Annotated in this window: 19 protein-coding genes; 8 read left to right on the top strand and 11 right to left on the bottom strand. The window is 72.5% G+C overall.

The features are described from left to right. Window positions 1-6 precede the first annotated feature (6 nt). Window positions 7-1338: an ABC transporter substrate-binding protein gene (locus ACIBQ6_RS11135; protein WP_358286566.1), complete on the bottom strand. Its 1332-nt coding sequence runs from the start codon at window positions 1336-1338 to the stop codon at window positions 7-9. 46 nt (window positions 1339-1384) lie between these two features. Then, window positions 1385-2581 carry an ROK family transcriptional regulator gene (locus ACIBQ6_RS11140; protein WP_358286568.1) on the bottom strand — a complete coding sequence of 399 codons (1197 nt, stop codon included), beginning with the start codon at window positions 2579-2581 and terminating at the stop codon, window positions 1385-1387. 314 nt (window positions 2582-2895) lie between these two features. On the opposite strand from ACIBQ6_RS11140, the gene ACIBQ6_RS11145 reads away from it, so the two are divergent. From ACIBQ6_RS11145 to ACIBQ6_RS11160, 4 genes are all read left to right on the top strand, one after another. Continuing rightward, window positions 2896-5088 (top strand): HelD family protein, encoded by a 2193-nt coding sequence (locus ACIBQ6_RS11145; RefSeq protein ID WP_397211287.1) that lies wholly within the window; start codon window positions 2896-2898, stop codon window positions 5086-5088. Window positions 5089-5607: 519 nt separating this feature from the next. Beyond that, window positions 5608-7326 (top strand): apolipoprotein N-acyltransferase, encoded by a 1719-nt coding sequence (lnt, locus tag ACIBQ6_RS11150; protein ID WP_397211289.1) that lies wholly within the window; start codon window positions 5608-5610, stop codon window positions 7324-7326. Beyond that, window positions 7323-8069, top strand: a complete 747-nt coding sequence (locus ACIBQ6_RS11155) for a polyprenol monophosphomannose synthase (protein ID WP_358286574.1) — start codon at window positions 7323-7325, stop codon at window positions 8067-8069. The genes lnt and ACIBQ6_RS11155 overlap by 4 nt, the downstream gene beginning before the upstream one ends. A gap of 97 nt (window positions 8070-8166) precedes the next feature. After that, window positions 8167-8664, top strand: a complete 498-nt coding sequence (locus tag ACIBQ6_RS11160; RefSeq protein WP_358286576.1) for an FxsA family protein — start codon at window positions 8167-8169, stop codon at window positions 8662-8664. A gap of 5 nt (window positions 8665-8669) precedes the next feature. Here ACIBQ6_RS11160 and ACIBQ6_RS11165 read toward each other — a convergent pair whose 3' ends face one another. The 9 genes from ACIBQ6_RS11165 to ACIBQ6_RS11205 all read right to left on the bottom strand — a co-directional run bounded on the left by ACIBQ6_RS11165 (window position 8670) and on the right by ACIBQ6_RS11205 (window position 17857). Then, window positions 8670-9683, bottom strand: coding sequence for a DUF2804 domain-containing protein (locus ACIBQ6_RS11165; RefSeq protein WP_387675411.1), 1014 nt, complete (start codon window positions 9681-9683; stop codon window positions 8670-8672). 11 nt (window positions 9684-9694) lie between these two features. Continuing rightward, entirely contained in the window at window positions 9695-11098 is a 1404-nt protein-coding gene (locus ACIBQ6_RS11170; protein WP_397211291.1) for an NAD-dependent succinate-semialdehyde dehydrogenase, read from the bottom strand. Next, window positions 11091-11756, bottom strand: a complete 666-nt coding sequence (locus tag ACIBQ6_RS11175; RefSeq protein WP_358286581.1) for a GntR family transcriptional regulator — start codon at window positions 11754-11756, stop codon at window positions 11091-11093. The genes ACIBQ6_RS11170 and ACIBQ6_RS11175 overlap by 8 nt, the downstream gene beginning before the upstream one ends. Window positions 11757-11770: 14 nt before the next feature. Then, complete coding sequence (locus tag ACIBQ6_RS11180; protein WP_397211293.1) at window positions 11771-12931, bottom strand: mandelate racemase/muconate lactonizing enzyme family protein; 1161 nt, start codon at window positions 12929-12931, stop codon at window positions 11771-11773. Window positions 12932-12938: 7 nt separating this feature from the next. Beyond that, window positions 12939-13757, bottom strand: a complete 819-nt coding sequence (locus tag ACIBQ6_RS11185) for a carbohydrate ABC transporter permease (protein ID WP_352324937.1) — start codon at window positions 13755-13757, stop codon at window positions 12939-12941. Continuing rightward, window positions 13751-14635: a carbohydrate ABC transporter permease gene (locus ACIBQ6_RS11190; protein ID WP_397211295.1), complete on the bottom strand. Its 885-nt coding sequence runs from the start codon at window positions 14633-14635 to the stop codon at window positions 13751-13753. The genes ACIBQ6_RS11185 and ACIBQ6_RS11190 overlap by 7 nt, the downstream gene beginning before the upstream one ends. Continuing rightward, on the bottom strand, window positions 14632-15990 hold the full coding sequence (locus ACIBQ6_RS11195; protein WP_397211297.1) for an ABC transporter substrate-binding protein: 1359 nt from the start codon (window positions 15988-15990) through the stop codon (window positions 14632-14634). Before ACIBQ6_RS11195 ends, ACIBQ6_RS11190 begins: the two co-directional genes overlap by 4 nt. A gap of 30 nt (window positions 15991-16020) precedes the next feature. Beyond that, window positions 16021-17145 (bottom strand): zinc-binding dehydrogenase, encoded by a 1125-nt coding sequence (locus ACIBQ6_RS11200; RefSeq protein ID WP_397211299.1) that lies wholly within the window; start codon window positions 17143-17145, stop codon window positions 16021-16023. 76 nt (window positions 17146-17221) lie between these two features. Next, entirely contained in the window at window positions 17222-17857 is a 636-nt protein-coding gene (locus ACIBQ6_RS11205; protein WP_358287560.1) for a TetR/AcrR family transcriptional regulator, read from the bottom strand. Between the two features lie 74 nt (window positions 17858-17931). Between ACIBQ6_RS11205 and ACIBQ6_RS11210 the strand changes: the two genes are divergently transcribed. Genes ACIBQ6_RS11210 through ACIBQ6_RS11225 form a run of 4 tightly spaced genes read left to right on the top strand, consistent with a single transcriptional unit; the run spans window position 17932 to window position 23503 of the window. Continuing rightward, window positions 17932-19182 carry an MFS transporter gene (locus ACIBQ6_RS11210; protein ID WP_397211301.1) on the top strand — a complete coding sequence of 417 codons (1251 nt, stop codon included), beginning with the start codon at window positions 17932-17934 and terminating at the stop codon, window positions 19180-19182. A 28-nt stretch (window positions 19183-19210) separates the two neighbouring features. Next, a complete protein-coding gene (locus ACIBQ6_RS11215) occupies window positions 19211-20830 on the top strand; it encodes an alpha-amylase family glycosyl hydrolase (protein WP_397211303.1) in 1620 nt (539 codons plus the stop codon). Then, on the top strand, window positions 20827-22533 hold the full coding sequence (locus ACIBQ6_RS11220; protein ID WP_397211305.1) for a glycoside hydrolase family 2 protein: 1707 nt from the start codon (window positions 20827-20829) through the stop codon (window positions 22531-22533). The genes ACIBQ6_RS11215 and ACIBQ6_RS11220 overlap by 4 nt, the downstream gene beginning before the upstream one ends. After that, window positions 22520-23503 carry a DUF2804 domain-containing protein gene (locus ACIBQ6_RS11225; RefSeq protein ID WP_358286596.1) on the top strand — a complete coding sequence of 328 codons (984 nt, stop codon included), beginning with the start codon at window positions 22520-22522 and terminating at the stop codon, window positions 23501-23503. Before ACIBQ6_RS11220 ends, ACIBQ6_RS11225 begins: the two co-directional genes overlap by 14 nt. Window positions 23504-23510: the final 7 nt, after the last annotated feature.

A 23510-nucleotide genomic window follows, 5' to 3' on the forward strand; every position in this document is an offset into this window, starting at 1 on the left:
CGCCGATCAGCCCCCGGACAGCTTCAGCTTGTCGTCGATCTGCTTGTCCACGCCCTTGAGCCCGGCGTCGAGGTCGGTGACCGCGCCCTTCTCCCACTTGACGACGAAGGTCGCCAGCGCCTCCTGGTTGAACACGCTGTTGACGCTCGGCGGCAGCGTCGAGGTCTTGGGATGGGAGAAGACGTCGAGGAAGGTGGCGAAGTTCTCGTCCTTGGCCAGGTCGGGCGATTCCATCGCGGCCTTGGTCGTGGGCACGTTGCGCAGGGCGTTGGAGAGCGTCACCAGCGAGCTGGTGTCGGTGGTCAGGTACTTGACCAGCTCCCAGGCCTGCTGCGGGTTCTTGGCGCCCTTGGGGACGCCGATGACGGTGCCCGCGGTGAAGCCGCTGCCGTACAGGTCGGGCTTGTCGTCGGCGACCGGCAGGGGAGCGGTGGCGTAGTCGAGCTTCTTGGCGTCGTTGGCGATCATGGCGTTGCGCCATTCGCCGTCCAGGACCATCGCGATCTTGCCCTTGTAGAACGGGTGGTCGGCGCTCCACTCGTCGCCCAGGCTCTTGCGGAACTTCTCCAGCTTGTCGTAGCCGTACCAGTCGATGAGGTCCTTCTGCCAGCGCAGCAGGGCCTTCCACGCCGGGTCGGTGCCGATGGCCGAGGTGCCGTCGGCGTTGTACCAGGTGGCGCCGACCATGGGGGCCAGGTGGCTGGGGCTGTTCTCGTAGTACTGCGTGCTGGGGACGAACCCGGCCACCTTGATGTCGCCGTTCGCGTCCCGGACGGTCAGCTTCTTGGCCAGCTCGGCCAGCTCGGTCAGCGTCTTGGGCGGCTGGTTGCCCTTCATCAGGGCCTTGTTGTAGTAGAGGCCGTAGGCGTCGGCCAGCAGCGGCAGCGTGCACTGCCGGCCGCCGAAGCCGGTGTAGGAACGTGCCACCTCGGGCAGCACCGACAGGTCGATGCCGTCCTGCTTGATGACCGGGGTGAGGTCCTGGAACGATCCCGACCTGCACCATTGGGCGACGTTGTCCGTCGTGAACGAGGCCGCCACGTCCGGCGCGTTGCCGCCCCGGATGGCCTGCGTGATCTGGTCGTCCTGGACGCCCTTGGTGGCCTTGACGGTGATCTGCGGGAACTTGGCGTGGAACCCGGCGATGGCCTCCTCGAACGCCTTGACCTCGGCGTCGGTGGAGAATCCGTGCCAGAGCTGGATGGTGGCCGCCGGGAGGGCCGCGGAGGCCGAGCCCGAGGGTCTGGGCTGGGAGCCGAGCGAGGGCCCGGCCTCCCTGCCGGCGGTGCAGGCGGCGAGCGCGAGGATCGCGACAGCCGCCAGGGGGACGAAGCGCACGGGGGGTGCCTCCTGCCGCTGGGGGATCATGAAAGGGAAAAATGGCTCACGAAGGGACGGTCGAGCTGAAGACCTCGTCGCGTACGGTGTCCAGGGCCAGGTCGAGCGCGCCGGCCAGCACCGGGTTGCCCTCCACGTGCGACAGCCGCACGACGGGGCGGGGGATGGTGAGCGCGTGCAGCTCGTGCTCGACCAGCTCGCGCAGCGGCTCGCCGCCCGACAGCACGACGCCGCCGGTCAGCACGATCAGGCCGGGGTCGATGACGGAGGTGATGGCCGCCAGGCCCACCGCCAGGCGGGCGGCGATGTCGCGCAGCCCCGCCCTGGCGTCGTCGGCCTTCTGCCCCGAGCCCTCCGACACGCGTACCGCCTTGGCGATGGCCTGGCGGAAGTCGGTGCCGTGCACGCCGTAGGAGCGCAGCAGCCGCAGCACGGCCGGGCCGCCGGTGAGCGCCTGGTAGCCGTGGTTGGCGTAGCGGCCGGCCTCGCGGGCCGTCGGCGCGCCCGGGGTCGGCATGTACCCGACCTCGCCCGCGCCGCCGGTCGCGCCCCTGTGCATGCGCCCGCCGAGCACGATGGCCGAGCCGATGCCCTCGTCGGCCCACAGCAGCACGAAGTCGGAGTGCCCGCGCGCCGCGCCGTGCGCCTGCTCGGCCAGGGCGACGAGGTTGACGTTGTTCTCCACGTCCACGGCCGTGCCGAGACCCGCGCTGAGGGTGGGCACGAGGTCGTCGATCTGCCAGCCGGGCACGTCCTTGGCGGCGGCGTAGCCGAGCCGGCCGGTGGCCGGGTCGATCGCCGCCTGCACGCCGATCACGACCCGGCGCAGCTTGTCCGGCGGGTTCGCGCCGGCCAGCGCCGCGCCCAGCCGGTCGACCAGCTCGCCGCCCGGCCGCCGGGGCGTGGGCAGCGTGTACGAGCCCACGACCGTGCCGGTGATGTCGGCGACGCGGGCCTCGATGCGGTCGGGGGTGACGTCGAGGGCGCCCACGTAGGCCGCCGCCGGGTTGATCCGGTAGACCTCGGCGGTACGGCCCGGCAGGCCCTCCCTGATGCCGTCCAGGACCACCAGCCCGGCGTCCTGAAGGCGCGACAGCAGCTGGGAGGCGGTGGGCTTGGACAGGCCCGTCAGGGCGCCCAGCTCCGGGCGGGTCAGCGACCCGCGCTCAAGGAGCGCCCGCAGGGCCGCGCGGTCGTTGATCGCGCGCAGCAGGCTGGGCGTTCCCGGAACCGGACCGCTCATCAGGAGGACTCCTTCGACGAAGTTAGGAAACTTTCCTAACTCGTGAACATAGGGAGTTCTCCCATACTGGTCAAGAGGGCGAAACCAAGCCGTGACCCGGAAGGGGGAAGGGAAGATGGGAGTGCCTCGACAGGCGTGCTAATGTCATCGTTTGTCGCAACAACAAGCAGAATGGCCCGGAGTGTCCCATTAACCACAATAATGGTCAGGCGGCAACTCGTCAAACGGAGCTCGCCAAGGAGCAGTCCTACGTCACCGGTCTGTACGACCGCCTCGACGAGCTGCGCGAGCGCACCCAGCGCCGGCTCAAGGAGGTGCTGGCCACGGGCGCCGTCGGCACGATGCAGAACAGATCCGAGCGCGACTCCTTCGCCGACATGTACGCCGGGCGGCTGGCCCGGCTCTGGGCGGTGGAGCGCGGCCTGGTTTTCGGCCGGCTCGACCACGTCGAGGAGGGCCGGCTCTACATCGGCAAGCTCGGCCTCACCGACGACGAGCAACGACGCCTGCTCATCGACTGGCGCGCGCCCGTCGCGCAGCCGTTCTACCGCGCCACCCCCGCCGCGCCCATGGGCGTGACCAGGCGCCGCCACCTGCAGACCAGGGAACGCAGCGTCGTCGGCGTCGACGACGACCTGCTCGACCTCGACGCGCTCACCGACGACGACCGCGCCACCCTCAACGGCGAGGCCGCGCTGCTGGCCGCCCTCGACGAGCGCCGCACCGGCCGCATGCGCGACATCGTCGCCACCATCCAGGCCGAGCAGGACCGCGTCATCCGCAGCGACCTCAACGGCGTCCTGGTCGTGCAGGGCGGCCCCGGCACGGGCAAGACCGTCGTGGCCCTGCACCGGGCCGCCTACCTGCTCTACACCCACCGGGAGCGCCTGGAGCGCCGCGGCGTGCTCATCCTCGGCCCCAACCTCACCTTCCTGCGCTACATCGAGCAGGTCCTGCCCTCGCTCGGCGAGACCGACGTGCTGCTGTCCACCGTGGGCGAGCTGTACCCGGGCGTGACCGCCACCCGGCGCGACCGTCCGGAGGTGGCCGCGGTCAAGGGCGACCCGCGGATGGCCCAGGTGATCGAGCGCGCGGTGCGCGAGCGGCAGAAGGTGCCGCGCAAGCCCATCGAGCTGACGATGGGCCGGCTGACGCTCACCGTCGACCGCGCCATGCTCGACGCTGCCAAGAACAAGGCCGTGCGCTCGCGCCGCCCGCACAACCAGGCGCGCGCGGTGTTCGTCAGGTCGCTGCTGAACGCGCTGGCCCGGCAGCAGGCCCGCAAGATCGGCAAGGGGCTCATCGACGACGACGAGCTGGCCGACCTGCGCGAGGAGCTGCGGACCGAGCCGGTGGTCAAGGCGGCGCTCAACCGGCTGTGGCCGTACCTGACGCCCCAGCGGCTGCTGCTCGGCCTGTACGGGTCGCCCGAGCGGCTCGACGCGGCGGGGGGCGTCCTCAGCCCCGCGGAGAGGGCGTTGCTGCGCCGCGACTCGGCCGAGTGGACCGACGCCGACGTGCCGCTGCTGGACGAGGCCGCCGAACTGCTGGGCGACATCGACGAGCACGTGCTGCGCGCCTCGGCGATGCAGGCCGAGGAGGAGCTGGCCGCGGCCCGCCAGGCCGAGGAGCACCAGCGCGAGGCCGAGCTGGCCTACGCGCGCGAGGTGCTGGAGCTGACCGGCCTGTCCGACGTCATGGAGGCCGAGCGGCTGGCCGAGCGCCAGCGCGGCGACGGCCCCTACCTCACCACCGCCGAACGCGCCGCCGCCGACCGCACCTGGGCCTACGGGCACGTGATCGTGGACGAGGCGCAGGAGCTGTCGCCGATGGCCTGGCGGGCGGTCATGCGGCGCTGCCCGACGCGGTCGATGACGATCGTCGGCGACATCGCCCAGACCGGCTCGGCGGCGGGGGCGCGCTCGTGGGCGCAGGTGCTGGACCCGTACGTGGCCGGGCGCTGGCGTCAGGAGCGGCTGACGGTCAACTACCGCACGCCCGTGGAGCTCATGGAGGTGGCCGCGCGCGTGCTGGCCACCATCGACCCGGCCCTGGAGGCGCCGACGTCCGTGCGCGAGCTCGGCGCGCGGCCCTGGTCGGCGCCGCTGTCCGCGCTGCCCGAGCTGGCCAGGTCCGAGGTCGGGGAGGGCGGCAAGGTCGCCGTGGTGGTGCCCGACGCGCTGCTGGACACGCTCGGCGCGCGGCTGGTCGCGGCGGTGGAGGGCGCCGCGGTGGTCACGCCCGGCGCCGGACGGGCCGCCGGGGCCGCCGCCCTCGACGCGCCCCTCGCGGTGATGGGCGTGGCCGACGCCAAGGGCCTGGAGTTCGACTCGGTGATCGTGGCCGAGCCGGACCTCATCGCCGCCCAGTCGCCACGCGGGCCGAGCGACCTGTATGTTGCTCTGACGCGTGCCACGCAACGGCTGGGCGTCGTCCACGAAGGGCCGTTGTCGCAGGCGCTGTCGGGCCTGCCGGGCAGGTCCCCGACGTCGGCAAATGGGCTTTGACCCGCTTTACGACGGCAGGCCGAACATGTCCCACCTGCGGAAACTTGATGTTCCCGCTGATCGGGACACGGTTGACATCTGAGGTGGAGTCGGTAGTTTGCTGCGCAGTCCAGCACGGGACTTGGCCGGTTGGCCGTCTCTGACATCGCCGGATCCTGCGTCCGTGACGGAGCGTGACTTCGTCCACACAGCCAGGTGCAGGGCCGTCGGTCCGTCGAGTCGGGGCACCCCAACCGGTTGGGGGGTTGGACCCGGGACGGGTCCGGGAGCCCAGTAGACAACGGAATTCCGCGCTCGCCGCCGACGAGACGGGTCCGGTCCGAAGGGTTTCCGGGCCCTCTTCCCGCTCTCGTGCGCAGGATCGCGGATCGCGCCGGGTGATCCCGTCCCAACGGGATCACCCAGCCGGCCGCCTGTGAGCGGCCGTTTTCGATCTCCGCGTGCGCCGCTGGCTTGAGCGCGGCCCCGGGGCGGTAGCGTTTTCGCAAGCAGGCGTGCGATTTTGCGAGGAGACCCGGCGTGGTTCAGGACAAGACGAGCGTTCCGCCCGTCCCCGGGCGCGAACCGGCTCCCGAGGCGGACGCCCCCGACACCGCCGACACCCCTGCCGACACCGACTCCGCCTCTTCTTCGGGTGAGGGCGACGGCGTTCGCGTCAAGGGCGAGGGCCGGTGGGTGCTCGCCGCGCGGGTCGCGGCCATGGTCGCCGGCGGGCTGCTGCTCTACACCGCCTTCCCGCCGCTCGACTGGTGGCTGTGCGCGCCGGTCGGCATCGGGCTGATCGTCGCCGGCCTCTACCGCGCCCGTCCCCGGCGCGCCGCGTGGCTGGGTTATCTGGGCGCCGCCGTGTTCCTGTTCCCGGCCCTGGCCTGGGTGCGCACGATCGGCGACGACGTCTGGGTCATGCTGGTGGCCACCGAGAGCGTGTTCTACGCCGTCATGGCCGCCCTGGCGGCCCTGGTGTTCCGGCTGCGGCTGTGGCCGCTGTGGTTCGGCGCGCTGTGGGTGACGATGGAGTGGGCCCGCGGCCTGGTGCCCGTCGGCGGCTTCCCGTGGGCGCGGGTGGCCTTCAGCCAGGGCGAGTCGCTGTTCACCTCCTACGCCGCGCTGGGCGGCGCGCCGCTGGTGTCCTTCGCCGTCACGCTGTGCGGCGCCCTGCTGGCCCACGCCGTCCTGGTGCGGCCCGCCGCCACCGCGGGCAGAGCCGCGGACACAGCTGCGGACAAGGCCGCGGGCAAGGCCATGAACAAGGCGGTGCGCAGGGCCGTCCCGGTGGCCGCGGCGCTGGCCGTGCCGCTGCTCACGCTGGCCATCCCGAGGCCGGGCGACGAGGGCCGCTCGATCAACGTCGGCATCGTGCAGGGCAACGTCCCGGGGCGCGGCATGCACCCGCTCGGCGACGAGCCGGCCGTCGTCCTGCGCAACCACGCCGAGGAGACCAAACGGCTGGCCGACGCCGTGCGCGCCGGGGCCCTGCCCAAGCCCGACATCGTCGTCCTGCCCGAGAACTCCACCGACATCGACCCCTACACCAGCGCCTTCGCCCGCCAGGTCATCGACGAGTCGGTCAAGTACGTCGGCGTCCCCACCCTGGTCGGCGCCGTCGTGGCCATCGGCGACGAGCACCGCGCCACGCGCAGCCTGGTGTGGGACCCGGTGAGCGGTCCCGGCGCCTACTACGACAAGCAGCACCTGGTGCCGTTCGGGGAGTACACGCCGTTCAAGGAGATCGTGCTGGCCCTGTGGGAGCGGGCCAACCTGGTCGGCCGCCAGTCGGTCGCGGGCACCGAGCCGGGCGACCTGAAGCTCGGTCCGGTCACCATCGGCGCGGTCAACTGCTACGAGGTGGCCTACGACGACACCGTGCGCGGCACCGTGCGCGCCGGCGGCACCCCGCTGGTGGTGCAGACCAACAACGCCAGCTACGCGCTGTCCAACCTGCCCCCGCAGCAGCTCGCGATGTCCAAGCTGCGGGCCGTCGAGCACAACAGGGCCGTCGTCACGGCCGCCACGACCGGGATCTCCGCATATGTCACGCCTGACGGTAAGGTCTCCTGGCAGACCCGTGAACTTGTCCCTGACATGAACGTGGTCAAGGTGCCCGTACGCACCCAGGAAACGATCGCCACAAAGGTGGGCGAGCTTCCTGAATGGGCATTGATGTTGATGGGAGCGGTGGCTGTGGGAGTCGCCGCACGGCGCGGCAGGCGAGGCGACCGAATGGAAAACGGCTCATGATGGAGACTGTCGGCCGGGTGCTCGTCGTCGTCCCGACCTACAACGAGCGCGACAACCTGCCCGCGATCGTCGAGCGGGTGCGCGCCGCCGTGCCGGACGCCCACGTGCTGGTGGCCGACGACAACAGCCCCGACGGCACCGGCGAGGTCGCCGACGCCCTGGCCGAGGCCGACGAGCACGTCCACGTGCTGCACCGGCCGGGCAAGCAGGGGCTCGGCGCGGCCTACATCGCCGGGTTCCGCTGGGGCCTGGGCGAGGGCTACGACGTGCTGGTCGAGATGGACGCCGATGGCTCCCACCAGCCCGAGGAGCTGCCCAAGCTGCTGCAGGCGCTGGCCGACGGCGCCGACCTGGCGATCGGCTCCCGCTACGTGCCCGGCGGCAAGGTGGTCAACTGGCCCCACCGGCGCGAGCTGCTGTCCAAGGGCGCCAACATCTACACCCGGGTGATGCTCGGCCTGCCGGTGCGCGACGCCACCGCCGGTTTCCGCGCCTACCGGGCCGCCACGCTGGAGAAGGTGGGCCTGGCCGGGGTCGAGTCGCAGGGCTACTGCTTCCAGGTCGACCTCACGCTCCGCACGTCCAGGCACGGGCTGCGGGTGGTGGAGGTGCCGATCACGTTCGTCGAGCGCACGGTCGGCAAGAGCAAGATGAACGGCAAGGTCATGTCCGAGGCGCTGTGGCGCATCGGCATGTGGGGCGTCACCGGCCTGCCCCGCCGCCTGCGCCGCACCCGCGGCTGACCGGCGGCTGACGGGCGCCCGAGGATCCGCGTCCAGGAACGCGCGCGGCCCGCCGGACGTTGTTCCTGATGTAGGTGTGCGCGGAATCGAGGAAACGATGCGGCTGCTGCTGTTGCTGGCCCTGCTGGGCGTCCCGGTGCTGGAGGTCTGGCTGCTGATCCAGGTCGGATCGATGATCGGCGGATGGCCGACCGTCGGCCTGCTCGTCGCGGGCAGCCTGCTGGGCGCCTGGCTGGTGCGCCGTGAGGGCCGCCGGGTCTGGCGGCGTCTGCAGGCGGCGCTGTCGGAGGGCCGGGTGCCCGACCGGGAGCTGGCCGACGGTGGCCTGGTGCTGGCCGGCGGCGCCCTGCTGATGATCCCGGGCTTCTTCACCGACGTCGTCGGCTTCGTCTTCGTGCTGCCCTTCACCCGGCCGCTGATGCGGCGGCTGGCGTCGTCGTTCTTCGACCGGCGGGTCAAGCGGGTGGCGGCGGCGTCGCCGTACGCGAACATGTTCCCGTCGGCGCCCGGCGTGGACCGGGCCTCTCAGGGCGGCAAGGTCGTGCACGGCGAGGTCATCCGCGGCGAGGTCATCCACGACGACCGCGACGCCTGACGGCGTTACCAGCGCCGGTAGACCTCCTCGGCCCAGCCGTACAGGCCGTCGATCGTGACGCGCTCGCCGTCGTCGGCGACGACCGTGCCGCGGTAGTGGCCGAACGCCTGGGCCTCCTGGCTGCGCATGTAGAACGCGCGCCGCACGTCGGCCTCGCGCACGTGCTCGGGGACGAACTCCAGGTCCACGCGCTCGCCCTCGATGCGCCAGGGCGCCCGCCAGTCGGTGGTGTCGTACCGCCAGACCAGCTCTTCGCTGATCTTGTGCAGGCGGCCGTCGAGGATCAGGCCGTTCTCCACGCTGCCGGTGCCGTCGGTCCACTTGCCGCCGATCTGCAGGGCGACGTCGCGGCCGCCGGGCCGTCCGGCGGCCGCGCCCCAGTTCCAGCGGATGTCGCCGGGCCAGCGCCCGCGCCCGAGGTCGAGCGTGGCCAGGGCGTCGGCGGGGTCGAACTCGTAGGTCAGGCCGCCCACGCGCACGGTGCCCTCGGCGGGCCGCCCGACGTCCTTGACCGTGTACTGGAAGCGGCGCGGGCCCCAGGGCACCACGACCGACAGGCTCTCACGGCCCGGCACCCGGCGCACCAGCACGTCGGCGGCGATCTCGGCCGACTTCAGCCGCAGCCGGGTGCCGTCGGCGGTCTCGTCGACGCTGATGCGGACCGGGCCGGCGCCGATGCGCACGCTGCCCTCGCCGCCGCGCTCGGAGAAGGCCACGCCCCTGGCCGGGACGAGCAGGCCCCGGCTGGAGACCTGCTCGCCGGTGCGCCGGTCGAGGAAGAACGCCGACTCGCCGGCCAGGTAGTCGAGGCTGCTGGCGCTGAAGGCGAACACGTGGCCGGGGCTGGTGACGCACCAGTAGTCCCAGCGCATGGTGCGGCCCCAGCCGCGGATGTTGGCGCGGTGCAGCGGGGTGCGGCTCCAGCCGACCGCGGCCGGGTTGAGCCGCCCGTCGGGCAGGCACAGGTCGACCCGGCGGGTGATCTCGCGCTCGGCGACCGCGCGCGGGCTCGTCTTCATCGTGCTCTCCGTCATCGTCCCAGCCCCACGCTGAGGTACTTGTACTCCAGGTAGTCGGCCACCCCGTGGTGGCCGCCCTCGCGCCCGTAGCCGCTGCTCTTGATCCCGCCGAACGGCGCCTGCGGCGGCGCCAGCGGGCCGCCGTTCACGGTCACCATGCCGAACTGCAGCTCCTCGGCCACGCGCAGGGTCCTGGTCAGGTCGTTGGTCCACACGTAGGCGGTCAGCCCGTACGGGGTGGCGTTGGCGCGTTCGACGACCTTGTCGCAGTCGTCGAACTCCAGCACCGGCGCGACCGGCCCGAACGTCTCCTCGCGGCAGACCAGCATGTCCTCGCTCACCCCGCCCAGCACGGTCGCCGGGTAGTACGTGCCCGCCCCGTCCGGCCGTCGCCCGCCGGTCAGGACGGCCGCGCCCTTCGCGACGGCGTCCTCGACGTGCCTGCTCACCTTGGCCACGGCCGCCTCGTCGATGAGCGGGCCCAGCTCGGCCGCCCGCGCCTGGCGCACCAGCTCGTCGGTGAAGGCGGCGGCCAGCGAGGAATGGACGAAGATCCGGTTGGGCGAGGTGCAGGCCTGCCCGGCGTTGAGGAACTTGCTGCGGGCCACCGCGCGGGCGGCGGCGACCGGGTCGGCGTCGGGGAAGACCAGCACGGGCGCGTGCCCGCCCAGCTCGACGCTGAGCCGCTTGACGTCGTGGGCGCTCTGCCTGATCAGCTCGCGGCCGACCTCGGTGGAGCCGGTGAAGGACACCTTGCGCACCCGCGGGTCGGTCATCACCGCCTGGCCGAACCCGGCCGGCCGGGACGTGGTGACCAGGTTGAACACGCCCGGCGGCAGCCCGGCCGCGACGAACGCCTCGGCCACCGCGATCGCCGACAGCGGGGTCTGCTCGGCCGGTTTGAGCACGACCGTGCAGCCCGCGGCCAGCGCCGGGCCGAGCTTACGGGTGATCATCGAGACCGGGAAGTTCCACGGCGTGATGCCCGCGACCACGCCGACCGGCTCGGGCAGCAGCCAGATGCGGTTGCCCTCGTGCGCGCCGGGCACGGTCTCGCCGTACAGGCGGCGGGTCTCCTCGGCGGCCCACAACAGGTGGTCGGCGCCCGAGAGCACCTCGCCGGTCGCCTCGGCGAGCGGCTTGCCCTGCTCGGCCGTCATGATCGCGGCGATCCGGTCCGCCCGCGCGGTCAGCTCGCCGGCGGCGGCCCGCATGAGACCGGCACGTTCGTGCGCGGGCATGGCCCGCCAGCCGGGCAGCGCCGCCGCGGCCGCGTCGACCGCCCGCGTGGCCAGCTCGGGGCCGCAGTCGGCGACCTGCGCCAGCGGCTCGCCGGTGGCGGGGGAGCGGACGGTGAAGGTCTGGTCGGCCTCCTGCCATGCGGCTCCGATGAGAGCCTTGCGGGTGTCAGCCATGTGTCTCCTGGATTCCTTCGATGAGGGCCTTCATGGCGGCCATCTCGTGCGCGTGCTGCAGCCTGCCCGCCAGCGGGATGTCGCCCTCGACCAGGGCGTTCCTGATGGCGATGTGCTCGGCGTGCGACTTGGGCAGCCGCCAGGGCACCAGGCGGAAGCCGCGCTGGGCGGTCTCCGTGCGGGCCCACAGGCTCTGCAGCATGCGGTGGGTGAGCTTGCTGTGCTCGGTGTCGCACAGCAGGGAGTGGAAGCGCCGGTTGAGGCGGGCGAAGGCGGCGACGTCCTCGCGGGCGACGGCGGTCTCGCACTCGGCGAGCACCGCGTCGACCTCGGCCAGCCGCGCGCCCTCCAGCGGCACGCCGCCCAGCTCCAGCGCCAGCGCGGTGAGCGCGGCCCGGACGCTGTAGAGCTCGCGCACGTTGGCCACCGTGAGCTCGGCGACCACGGCGCCGACGTGCGGGCGCTCGACCAGCCAGTCCTCGGAGCAGAGCTGTTTGATCGCCTCGCGCACGGGCGTCTCGCTGATGCCCACGGCCTCGGCCACCACCCTGGTGGTGATCTTGGTGCCGGGAGGCGCCTCGCCGCTCATGATCAGATGTTTGATGTGCTCCGCCGCAAGATCCGCCTTGGTGCGGAAGGGGGAACGCGATTCGGCCATGGTTGAGGAGCCCTTCAGACCCGCTGGACGGTGAGCGGCTCGATCGCCGCGTGGTCCAGCTCTACACCGATTCCGGGCCCCGTCGGAACGGCGACGAGACCGCGGGAGTCGGGCAGCAGCGGTTCGGTCAGCATGGCGTGGAACACCTCCGGGACGATCACCGGCGGATCGTAGGGGTACTCCAGCCAGTCGCAGTTCGGCAGCGAGGCGCAAAGTTGCAGGTTGCCCGCCACGCCGAGCCCGGTGGCCCAGGCGTGCGGGATGACCTTGCGCTGCCGGGCGGCGGCCATGGCGCCGAAGTCGCGCAGCGCGCCGATCTCCTCGCTCTCGTTCGCGTCGGGCTGAAAGATGTCGAAGCAACCATCCTCCAGCATGCGCACGAGCTGGCCGATGCCCCGGTTGTGCTCGCAGCCCGCGATCGGGATCGGTGAGGCCGCGGTCAGCTCGCACAGGGCGCGGTAGTCGTGCCGGGGCAGCGGCTCCTCCAACCACGCCACACCGAGCCCGGCCAGTTCCCTGGCGGTGCTGAGGGCGCGGTCGAAGTCCCAGATCAGGCGGGTGCCGTCGGGGGCGTAGCGCCAGCGGGCGGCCGCCTGGTTGGCGTCCACCATGATCGCCACGGCGGGGCCGACCGCCTCGCGCACGGCGGCGACCTGCCGCACGTCCTCGGCGATCGTGGCCGCGTGCACGCGCAACTTGATCCCCTGGAAGCCCCGTTCGACGGCGGCCAGGGCGTCCTCGGCCCGCTGGGCCGGGTCGCGGAGCTCGCCGAAGCTCGCGTACGCGCGGACAGCTCCCGAGTGCCCGCCCCAGAGCTTGTACAGCGGCTGCCCGCAGGCCTTGCCGACGGCGTCCCACACGGCGACGCCGACGACCCACGGCCGGGGGAAGACGTACTCGGCCACGTACCGCAGCCGGTTGGCGACGTGCGTGGTGTCGAAGGCGTCCAGGCCGACCAGCTGCGGGCGGATCCAGCCGCGGATCGCCTCCAGCAGCATCGGCCCGGTGCCGTGGCCCATGTCGCCGCCGGACACCCCGACGATGCCCTCGTCGGTCTCGACCTCGACGATGACCGCCGACATCGCCCGGTGCGCGCCCTCCGGGGCCCACGACGGCACGAACGGCCGGGGATAGGGCAGCTCGATGACCCGCGCGCGGACGTCTGTGATCCTCATCGGCTCCTCACCCCTTGGTCGCGCCGTCCGCGAGACCCTTGATCAGGTACTTCTGCACCAGCAGCGCGAAGACCACCACGGGCAGCACGGTCAGCACGCCGACCGCGGCCAGCGGCCCCCACATCCCGCCCTTCTCGGTGTCGGCCGCGATCCCGGCGATGGCGACGGGGATGGTGACCGCCCGGTCGTTGGTGAGGATCAGCGCGAACAGCAGCTCCTCCCAGGCCAGGATGATGCAGAAGATCAACGTCGAGACCAGGCCGGTCAGGCTCGTCGGCACGATGATCCGGAAGAACGCCCCGAACCGCGAGCAGCCGTCGATCATCGCCGCCTCCTCCAGCTCCTTGGGCAGCCCGCGGAAGAAGGCCCGCATCAGCCACACCACGTACGGCACCAGGAAGGTCACGTACGCCAGGATCACGGTGATGTACTGGTCGGTCAGCCCGAGCTTCCTGGCCACCAGGAACAGCGGCACCACCAGCGCGATCGGCGGCACCGCGCGCGAGGCCAGGATCAGCCCGCCCACCACGCCCGCGCCGCGCATCCGCAGCCGCGACAGCGCGTACCCGGCCATCGAGCCGGCGACCATGGAGATGGCCGAGGCGCCGGCCGCCACGATGACCGTGTTGACCATGCGGGGCAGGATGCGCGCCTGCTGGAAGTAGCTGACGTAGTTGTCGAGGGTGAACTCGCTCAGCCACCGCGGCGGCACCGTGAAGATGTCCCTGGGCAGCTTGAACGAGATCGAGACCATGTAGAGCACGGGGAACAGGAAGGCCAGCGTCACCAGGACGGCCCCGGTGACGGCCGCGTACCGTCTCACCATCGGTTCTCCAGACGCCGGGTCACGCGGAACAGGACAAAGGTGATCAGCATCGTCAGGACCAGGACGATCGTCGCCATCGAGGAGGCCGAGCCGAACTCCAGGCTCCGGAACCCCTTCTCGTAGATGTAGAGGTTGATGACGTTGGTCGCGTTGCCCGGCCCGCCCCTGGTGGCGGCCAGCGCGATGTCGAACATCTTGACCGCGCCCAGCCAGCGCACCACGAACGCGGCGGCCATCACCGGCACCAGCAGCGGCAGCGTGATGCGCCGCAGGATCGCCCAGCGGCCGGCGCCGTCGGAGCGGGCGGCCTCGTACACGTCGCCGGGCAACGCCATGATCCCGGCCGAGGCGATGAGCACCACGAACGGCGTCCAGCGCCAGGTGTCGATGACGATCAGGCTGACCATGGCCAGCGCCGGGTCGCCGATCCACTCGACGGGCCCGGCGCCGACCAGGCCGAGGGCGTAGTTGACGACGCCCCACAGCGGGTCGAGCAACATCCGCCACACGCCGCCGGCGACCACGGGGGCCACCACCATCGGGATGAGGAACAGGGCGCGCAGCACGCCCCGGCCCCGCCAGGCGACGTTGAGCAGGAACGCGATGGCGAACCCGAGCACCATCTGCAGCGGCAGCGCGATCACCAGGTAGACGCCGGTGACCCGGAGCGAGTCCAGGAAGCCCGGATCGCGCAGCACGGCCTCGTAGTGCCGCCAGCCGACCCATCCGGACGGCTGGAAGGAGGCCAGGTCGAAGTCGGACACGCTCACCCAGGCCGTGTAGAGGATCGGGTAGAGCAGCATGCCCGCCAGCAGCAGCAGGGCGGGGGCCAGGAAGAGCCAGGCCGTGCCCGGCTCTCCCAGTCGGGCACGCCTCACTGGTTGTAGCCCTTGGCCGTCAGCAGGTCGCCGATCTCCTTGGCGGCCTGGTCGATCGCCTGCTGCGCGGTGGCCTGCCCGGACATGGCCCGGCTGGTCTGCAGCGCCAGGATCTGCTGCACGGCGTCGGACTCGGGCAGCCTGGGCCGCCACATCTCACCCTTGGAGACGACCTCGTAGCCGTCCTTGAGCGCCTTGTAGACCGGGCCGGCCCACTCGGCCGGCGGCGTGCCGTCGAGGCTGGAGTCGCGGGCGGGGAAGGTGCCGAACGCCTTGCCGGTGAACTGCTCGCCCTCCTTGGAGGTCACCCACTGCAGCCACGTCCAGGCGGCGGCCGGGTGCGTGGACTTCTTGGAGATGCCCGCCGTCCAGATGCCGCGGTGGGCGCCCGGCGAGGTCGATCCGGCGGGCAGGGTGGTGAGGCCCACCTGCTCGGGGGTCAGGGTGGTGGTCTCCTTGTCCACGGCGGTGCCCTTGTAGACGCTGCCCCACATGAACATGGTGGCCGTCTTGCCCTGCCGGAAGGCCTCCAGCGGCTCGTTGAACTGGTACGTGCTCGCCCCGGGCGGCGCGTACTTGAGCAGGTCGACCTGCGTCTGCAGGGCCTTGACGCCCGCGGGGCCGCCGAAGGCGACCTTCGTGCCGTCCAGGATCTTGCCGCCGTCGGAGTTGAGCACGGTCTGCCACACGGTGGGGGTCAGCGGGTCCTTGGTGAAGTACGTGCCCACGGCCCAGGAGTCGGTCTTGCCGTCGCCGTCGGTGTCCTGGACGAGCTTGGGGGCGTCCTTGAAGTACTGCTCCCAGGTGGTCTGCGCGGTCGGCTCGGCCACGCCGGCCTTCTTGTACAGCGACTTGTTGTAGAACATCAGCAGCAGGTTGGAGCGCACGGGCACGGCGTACTGCTTGCCCTCCCACTCCCCGGCGGCCAGGGGCGAGGGGTTGAAGTCGGCCCAGTCGTAGCCGGGGTCGTTCCACTTGGCCAGCTCGGGGCCCTTGAGGTCGTACAGGGCGCCGGTCTTGGCGAGCTGCGGCAGCCAGGGGTCGTCGGCGAGCACCACGTCGTAGGTGGCGGTGGTGCCGGTCAGCTCCAGCATCGTCTTGGGCAGCTGGTCGTTGTAGGGGATGCCGTCGACGGTGACCTTGATGTTCGGGTACTTCTTGGCGAACTCCGGCACGAGCTTGTCCTGCCACTGCTTGGCGAACGCGTCGTTGGCGATCACGCGGATCGACACCGGGGCCTGCGCCGTGCCGAGGCCGCCGCCGTCGGCCGCGACCTCCTGCGACGACGAGCCGCAGGCGGCGACGCTGAGCGCGAGCACGGCCGCGGCCGTGACGAGCCGGGTGTTGTTCAACACGGGTGTCCTCCCGGAGGGGAATGGGGGATTTCAGGCGGAGGGGTCGACGGCGAGCTTGACGACGTCCCGGCCGTCCAGCGGGTGGCCCGAGCCCAGGGCCTCCAGCGCCTCGCGGACCCGGCCGAGCGGCACGCGGTGGCTGACCACGCGCTCGAAGGGGCTGCCGCCGCGTTCGAGGATCGTCAGCGCCTGGTGGTAGCGGCGCTGCATGTCGGGGCCGGCGCCGTAGACGCCGGCGATCGTGAGGTCCCGCTTCAGCAGGTCGCTGTAGGGGTTGAAGGGGACGGCGCCGCGGTCGGTGAAGTTGCCCAGCTCGGCCAGCACGCCGCCGTCGGCGACCAGGCCGAGCGCCTCGGTGAACGCCTCGGGCGAGCCCGCGGTGCCGATGACGGCGTCGGCGCCGGCGCGTCCCAGCGCGTCGAACACCGCCCGGCGGCGCCCGGCGGGCCCCTCACCGAGATCGACGACGGTGTCCGCGCCGAGCAGCGCGGCCAGTTCCAGCCGGGCGCCCGGCGCGCCGACGGCGACCACCCTGGCCGCCCCGGCCGCGCGGGCGGCGACCACGGCCATCAGGCCGATCGCACCGACCCCCTGGACCACGACGGTGGAGCCGATCCGGATCGCGGAACGTTCCACACCGTGCAGGGCCACCGACAGCGGCTCCTGCAGCACGGCGACCTCGGCGGGCAGATCGGTCCGGTAGAACACCGTTCCCGCGTTCGAGGCGTACAGGTGGGTGGCGAAGCCGCCGGTCAGGTACGGCGGCCGGTCGGCGGGGGAGGCGAACCCGTAGGACGGCCGCCGGTCCGGGCAGCTGCCCGGCCTGCGGCGCACCTGGCACTCGAAGCACCGGCCGCAGCTCAGCGACGGGAAGACGCCCACCCGGTCGCCGACGGCCACCGGCCGTCCCGCGTGGTCGGTCGCGACGCCGTCGCCGAGCGCGGCCAGCCGGCCGACGATCTCGTGCCCGAGCAGCGCGGGGAAACGCACGCTGGCCAGCCGGCCCCGGTAGATGTGGGCGTCCGTGCCGCACATGCCGCACAGCTCGACCTCCAGGACGAACTCTCCCGGACCGGGCTGCGGCAGGCCGTACTCGCGCACCTCCACCGCTCCCGCGACGTCGGTGACGATCGCCGCGCGTGCCGTCGCGTCCATGCACCGCCTCCTGCATTCTGCTTTCTATAGAATGTGGAAGACGGTAGTTCGTCCGGTTTTGAACGGTCAATCCTTGTTACCGGAATGTTTCTGAGGCCACGTCCACGAAGTAGGCCCGCAGCAGCCTGCGTCCTTGCTCGATCATGGCCGGATCGCCCTGCGGCGTCGCGGAGAACGTCAGGTGCAACACCGCCGCCGTGGACTGGATCGCCAGCCGCATCACCCGGTACGGATCGGGCAGCGCCGGCAGCCCCGCCTCCTCCAGCGCGAAGTGGTAGAGCCGCTCGGCCAGCACGTCCCCGCTCTCCCGCACCCGCCCGGCGGGCAGGAACGACGGGCCGCCCGGCCGGGTGTCGGCGAAGTCGACCACGGTGAAGCCCGGCACGCTCCTGCGCATCTCCACCGTCTCGGCCAGCACCAGCTCCGCCGCCCGCGGCCAGGTCAGCGGCGGCTCCTCGGCGACCCTGGCCCGCAGCCGGGCCAGCAGCACCTCCAGGTTGCGCAGCGCCAGCTCGCGCAGCATGCCCGGCTTGCCGTCGAAGAACTGGTAGATCGTGCCGGAGGGCACGCCGGCGCTCCTGGCGACGTCGGAGATCGTCAGGGCGTCCAGGCCGACCTCGTCCAGCAGGCGGGCGCAGGCGTCGAGGATGCGTTCGACCCTGTCGATGCTGCGCCGCTGGACCGGTCGGCGCCGGATGCCGGGGTTCTCCACGAACAAGTCTTAACATAACGACCTGTCATGTTCTAACGTGACATCCTCTCACGTTCCCCCCAGGGAGGACCTGCATGGCCGAACCGCGCCTCGCGCCTGACAGACGGGTGTCCGCGGGCTGGATGTCCCTGCTGGCGCTGGCCCAGATGGGGGTCATCATGGCGATGACCGTCGGAAACCAGATCCTGCTCCCCTCCCACGTGGCGCGCATCGATCCGCAGCACAAGGAGGCGTCGCTGGCGGTGGTCTTCGCCGTCGCCGCCGTCTGCACGATCGTGGCCAACCCGCTGTTCGGAGCCCTGTCCGACCGCACCCGCGCCCGGATGGGCCGGCGTCGCCCGTGGATCGCGGGCGGCGCGCTGGTCTGCGCCGCGTCCCTGGTCTTCCTGTCCCGCCAGGACTCCCTGGCCGGGCTGGTCGTCGGCTGGGCGGTCGCCCAGCTCGCCTTCACCGCCGCCCTGGCCACCGCCATCGCCACCGTGCCCGACCAGGTGCCGATCAGCCAGCGCGGCAAGGCCTCGGCGCTGGCGGGCGTGGGCCAGCTCGCCGGGCCGCTGCTGGGCGGCGTCGTGGTCACCGTCGTGGCGACCGGCTCGCAGGCCGGGTTCGTCGCGATGGCCGTCCTGGTGCTGCTGCTGGTGCTGCCGTTCAGCCTGTTCACCAAGGAGCCCGAGAGCGCGCCGGCCGACCTGCCGCCGTTCGGGCCGCGCGCGCTGCTGCGCAGCTTCAAGGTGAGCCCGCGCAAGCACCCCGACTTCGCCTGGGCCTGGCTGAGCCGCTTCCTGATCACCCTCACCCTCGCCATGGCCATCGGCTACCTGCAGTACTACCTGCGCGACGGCGTCGGCTACGAGGCGCTCTTCCCCGGCTCCACCGTCGAGCAGGGCGTCGTGGTGCTGGTCGCGGTCTTCACGCTGAGCAGCGTCGCGCCCACCCTGGTCGCGGGCTGGTTGTCGGACCGGTTCGGCAACCGCCGCACGGCCGTCTTCGTCGGCGGGCTCACGATGGCCGCCTCCGGGCTCGTGCTGACCTTCCTGACCAGCTGGCCCGCCGCCATCGCCGCCAGCGTCCTGCTCGGCGCGGGCTACGGCATGTTCGCCGCCGTGGACCAGGCCATGGTCACCCAGCTCCTGCCCGCCGACGCCGACCGCGGCAAGGACCTGGGGATCGTCAGCCTGGCCAACTCCGCCTCCAGCACGTTCGGGCCGGTCATCGCCGCGCCCCTGGTCACCTCCGCGGGCGGTTACCCGCTCATGTACGCCGTCGCGGCGGCCTTCGCCGCGCTCGGCGCCTGCCTCATCTGGAGAATCCGCAGTGTCCGATAAAGCGTCCGATAAAGCGTCCGATAACGCAGTGCCCGACCGATCCGTCGCCTTCGACGGCGACGCCTGGTGGCGCGAGGCCGTCGTCTACCAGATCTACCCCCGCAGCTTCGCCGACGCCGACGGCGACGGCCAGGGCGACCTGCCCGGCGCGCTGGCCCGCCTGGACCACCTGGCCGACCTGGGCGTGGACGCCGTCTGGCTGAGCCCGTTCTACCCCTCACCACTGGCCGACGGCGGCTACGACGTCGCCGACCACACCGACGTGGACCCCCGCTACGGCACGCTGGCCGACTTCGACGCCTACGTGGCCGCGGCCACCGCCCGGGACATCAAGGTCATCGTCGACATCGTGCCCAACCACTGCTCCGCCGCCCACCCGCGCTTCCAGCAGGCGCTGGCGGCCGGCCCCGGCAGCCCCGAGCGCGACTGGTTCGTCTTCCGCGACGAGCCCAACAACTGGCAGTCCATGTTCGGCGGCCCCGCCTGGACCCAGGCCCCCGACGGCCAGTGGTACCTGCACCTGTTCGACTCCGCCCAGCCCGACTGGAACTGGCGGCACCCCGGCGTCACCGCCATGTTCGAGGACGTGCTGCGGTTCTGGCTGGACCGCGGCGTGTCCGGGTTCCGCATCGACGTCGCCGCCATGCTGTTCAAGGAGGACGGCCTGCCCGACGTCGTCCCCGGCAGCCAGGGCGCGCCGCTGGCGCCCGGACAGTCCGCGGTGCCGTACGAGCACCAGCCCGAGCTGCTGGAGCTGTACCGGTCCTGGCGCAAGATCCTGGCCGCCTACCCCGGGCCGCGCGGCACGGTGGCCGAGATCTGGTTCGCCGACCCCGCCCAGGCCCGGCCCTACCTCACCGGCGACGGCCTGGCCCAGCTGTTCAACTTCCGCCTGATGCCCCTGCCGTGGTCGGCCGGGGAGTTCCGCGCGGTGATCGAGGAGTCCCACCGGCTGGCCCGCGAGACGGGCGGCTCGATCCCCTGGGTGCTGGGCAACCACGACGTGCCGCGGATGGCGACCAGGTTCGGCATCGACCAGGACCTCGTCCGCGCCCCCACCGCCGACGTGCTGCTCGGCAAGGTCGCCGTGGACCGCGAGCTCGGCCTCAGGCGCGCCCGCGCCGCCACGCTGCTGCTGCTCGCCCTGCCCGGCGCCGCCTACCTCTACCAGGGCGACGAGCTCGGCCTGCCCGAATACCTCGACATGCCGGCGCAGGCGCGGCAGGACCCCATGTTCGAGCGCACCGGCCGCGCCTTCATCGGCAGGGACGGCTGCCGCGTGCCGCTGCCCTGGTCGGGCACGTCCGCGCCGTACGGGTTCGGGCCGGGCGGCACCTGGCTGCCCCAGCCGGCCGACTGGGCGCACCTCACCGTCGCCGCCCAGCGCGACGACCCCGGCTCCACCCTCAACCTCCACCGCGCCGCCATCGCCCTGCGCCGCGAGCACCCCGCGCTCGGCGACGGCGACCTGACCTGGCTCGACGCGCCGCCCGGCGTGCTGGCCCTCAGCCGCGAGCCCGGCTTCACGCTCATGGTCAACTTCGGCCCGGACACGGTGCCGCTGCCCCCGCACCACGACGTCCTGCTGGCCAGCGGCCCCCTGGACAGCGGCGCCCTGCCCGCCGACACGGCGGTGTGGCTCTCGTGACCGGCGACCCGATCCCGCTGCCGGAGTACCCCCGGCCCCAGCTCGTCCGCGACAGCTACGTCAACCTCAACGGCCGCTGGCGGTACGCGATCAACGACGGCTCGCGGCCCGCGTCGTACGACGGCGACATCCTCGTGCCGTACTCGCCGGAGGCGCCGCTGTCCGGCGTCGGCCGGCAGCTGCTGCCGGGGGAGACCCTGTGGTACCGGCGCACGTTCGAGCCGCCCGCCGGGCCCGCGGGCGGGCGGGTGCTCCTGCACTTCGGCGCCGTCGACCAGACCTGCCGGGTGTGGGTCAACGACGTCGAGGTGGGCGGCCACAGCGGCGGCTACCTGCCCTTCTCCTTCGACGTCACCGACGCGCTGACCGAGGGCGCCAACACCCTCGACGTGGCCGTCCAGGACGACAGCGACACCGGCCGGCAGTCGCGCGGCAAGCAGCGGCTGCGCCGCGGCGGCATCTGGTACACCGCCCAGTCGGGCATCTGGCAGACCGTCTGGGCCGAGCGCGTGCCGGATCGGCACGTGGAACGGCTCACGCTGACGCCCGTGCTCGCCGAGGAGTGCGTCGAGGTGACCGTGCACGCCGCGGGTGGCGAGGCCGAGGTCGAGATCCTCGCCGGCGGCCGGGTGGCGGCCCGCGCCACCGTCCCCGCCGGGCGGCCGGTGCGCGTCCCGCTGCCCGGCGCGCGTCCGTGGAGCCCCGAGGACCCCTTCCTGTACGACGTGAGCGTCTCGCTCGGCGAGGACCGCGTCCGCGGCTACGTCGGCATGCGCTCCTTCTCCGTCGGCCCCGACGCCGACGGCGTGCCCCGGCTGCTGCTGAACGGCCGGCCGTACTTCCACGCCGGCATCCTCGACCAGGGCTACTGGCCCGACGGCCTCTACACGCCGCCCTCGGACGAGGCCATGGTGGACGACATCGTCATGATGAAGCAGCTCGGCTTCACCATGCTGCGCAAGCACATCAAGATCGAGCCGCTGCGCTGGTACCACCACTGCGACCGGCTCGGCATGCTCGTCTGGCAGGACCTGGTCAACGGCGGGGAGACCTACCGGCCGCTGGTCGTCACCACCCCCGCGCTGCTGCCGCTGCGCCTGGACGACCGCCGCCACCACCGCTTCGGACGGGCCGACGCCGCCGGGCGGGCCGCGTTCGAGGCCGAGCTGCGCGAGACCGTCGAGCACCTGCGCAACGTGGTCGGCCTGGCGGTCTGGGTGCCGTTCAACGAGGGCTGGGGCCAGTTCGACGCCGCGCGGATCGCCGGCGAGCTGGCCCGCCTGGACCCCACCCGCACGATCGACCACGCCAGCGGCTGGCACGACCAGGGCGCGGGCGACCTGCTCAGCCTGCACGTCTACTTCCGCCGCTTCCGCCCGCCCCGCCCGGACGGCCGCGTCCTGGCCCTGACCGAGTACGGTGGCTACAGCCTGGCCGTCGAGGGCCACACCTGGGGCGAGAAGGAGTTCGGCTACCGGCGTTACCGCACCGCCGACGAGCTGGGCGCGGCGTTCGTCCGGCTGCACGAGGAGCAGATCGTCCCGGCCATCCGCCAGGGTCTGAGCGCCACCGTCTACACCCAGCTCTCCGACGTCGAGGACGAGCTGAACGGCCTGCTCACCTACGACCGGGCCGAGCTGAAGCTGCCCGCCGACCTCATCCGCTCCGTCACGAGGAGGCTCGCCTTCCATGACCACCCATGAACGGGAGCTCACCGCCCCCGCCGACCTGTGCCTGCCCGGCGGCCGGCTGAACCCCGCCGCCGTCGGCTGGACCCGCACGCCGCTGCACCGGGCCAACCTGCGCGGCTGGGGACGGCGCAAGCGCTGGGAGTACTGGGGCGTCGTCACCCCCTCCCACATCATCGGCCTGGTGGCCTCCTCGCTGGACTACGCCGGGGTGCACGGCGTCTACGTGCTCGACCGGGCCACCGGCGCGGAGTTCGCCAAGGACGTCGTCGTGCCGCTGGCCCGCGGCGCCTCCTTCCCCGACCGCAGCGGCGCCGGCACGGTGTCCGTGCGCGGCGGCGGGCTGGCGATCGACATCCGGCAGGACCCGGCCGCCACCGTCATCCGCGCCACCGCCCCCGGCGTGCGGATCGACCTGGAGGTGCCGCTGCCGGAGGGCCACGAGTCGCTCGGCGTCGTCGTCCCCTGGGGCCCGAACCGGTTCCAGTACACGGTCAAGGACGTCGGCCGCCCGGCACGCGGACGCCTGCGCCTCGGCCCGGACGAGTTCGCGATCGACCCCGCCGACTCCTTCGCGGTGCTCGACCACGGCCGGGGGAAGTGGCCGTACGCGGTGACCTGGAACTGGGCGGCCGGCAGCGGGCCCGGCCGGTCCGTCCAGCTCGGCGGCAAGTGGACCGACGGCACCGGCGTCACCGAGAACGCCCTGTTCACCGGCGGCCGGCTGCACAAGATCGGTGACGAGCTGGAGTGGACCTACGACCGCGGCGACTGGCTGCGCCCCTGGCGGATCACCGGCCCGCGGGTCGAGGTGGAGTTCCGGCCGTTCCACGAGAAGGTGGCCCGCACCCAGCTGGGCGTGGTGGCCAGCGAGACCCACCAGTGCTTCGGCCACTTCTCCGGCCGCGTCCAGGACGACGACGGCGCGTGGGTGGACCTCGACGGCCTCACCGGCTGGGCCGAGGAGGCGCGTCAGCGCTGGTAGCGGGGAC

The organism is Nonomuraea sp. NPDC049655 (assembly GCF_044465465.1).
Lineage (GTDB): Bacteria > Actinomycetota > Actinomycetes > Streptosporangiales > Streptosporangiaceae > Nonomuraea.

Excerpts from the sequence above, each read along its gene's own strand:
- ACIBQ6_RS11200 (WP_397211299.1), bottom strand. The coding sequence starts at position 17,145 with ATGGACGCGACGGCACGCGCGGCGATCGTCACCGACGTCGCGGGAGCG.
- ACIBQ6_RS11165 (WP_387675411.1), bottom strand. The coding sequence starts at position 9,683 with ATGAAGACGAGCCCGCGCGCGGTCGCCGAGCGCGAGATCACCCGCCGG.
- ACIBQ6_RS11185 (WP_352324937.1), bottom strand. The coding sequence starts at position 13,757 with ATGGTGAGACGGTACGCGGCCGTCACCGGGGCCGTCCTGGTGACGCTG.
- ACIBQ6_RS11140 (WP_358286568.1), bottom strand. The coding sequence starts at position 2,581 with ATGAGCGGTCCGGTTCCGGGAACGCCCAGCCTGCTGCGCGCGATCAAC.
- ACIBQ6_RS11180 (WP_397211293.1), bottom strand. The coding sequence starts at position 12,931 with ATGAGGATCACAGACGTCCGCGCGCGGGTCATCGAGCTGCCCTATCCC.
- ACIBQ6_RS11225 (WP_358286596.1), top strand. The coding sequence starts at position 22,520 with ATGACCACCCATGAACGGGAGCTCACCGCCCCCGCCGACCTGTGCCTG.
- ACIBQ6_RS11160 (WP_358286576.1), top strand. The coding sequence starts at position 8,167 with ATGCGGCTGCTGCTGTTGCTGGCCCTGCTGGGCGTCCCGGTGCTGGAG.
- ACIBQ6_RS11155 (WP_358286574.1), top strand. The coding sequence starts at position 7,323 with ATGATGGAGACTGTCGGCCGGGTGCTCGTCGTCGTCCCGACCTACAAC.
- ACIBQ6_RS11170 (WP_397211291.1), bottom strand. The coding sequence starts at position 11,098 with ATGGCTGACACCCGCAAGGCTCTCATCGGAGCCGCATGGCAGGAGGCC.
- ACIBQ6_RS11175 (WP_358286581.1), bottom strand. The coding sequence starts at position 11,756 with ATGGCCGAATCGCGTTCCCCCTTCCGCACCAAGGCGGATCTTGCGGCG.
- ACIBQ6_RS11210 (WP_397211301.1), top strand. The coding sequence starts at position 17,932 with ATGGCCGAACCGCGCCTCGCGCCTGACAGACGGGTGTCCGCGGGCTGG.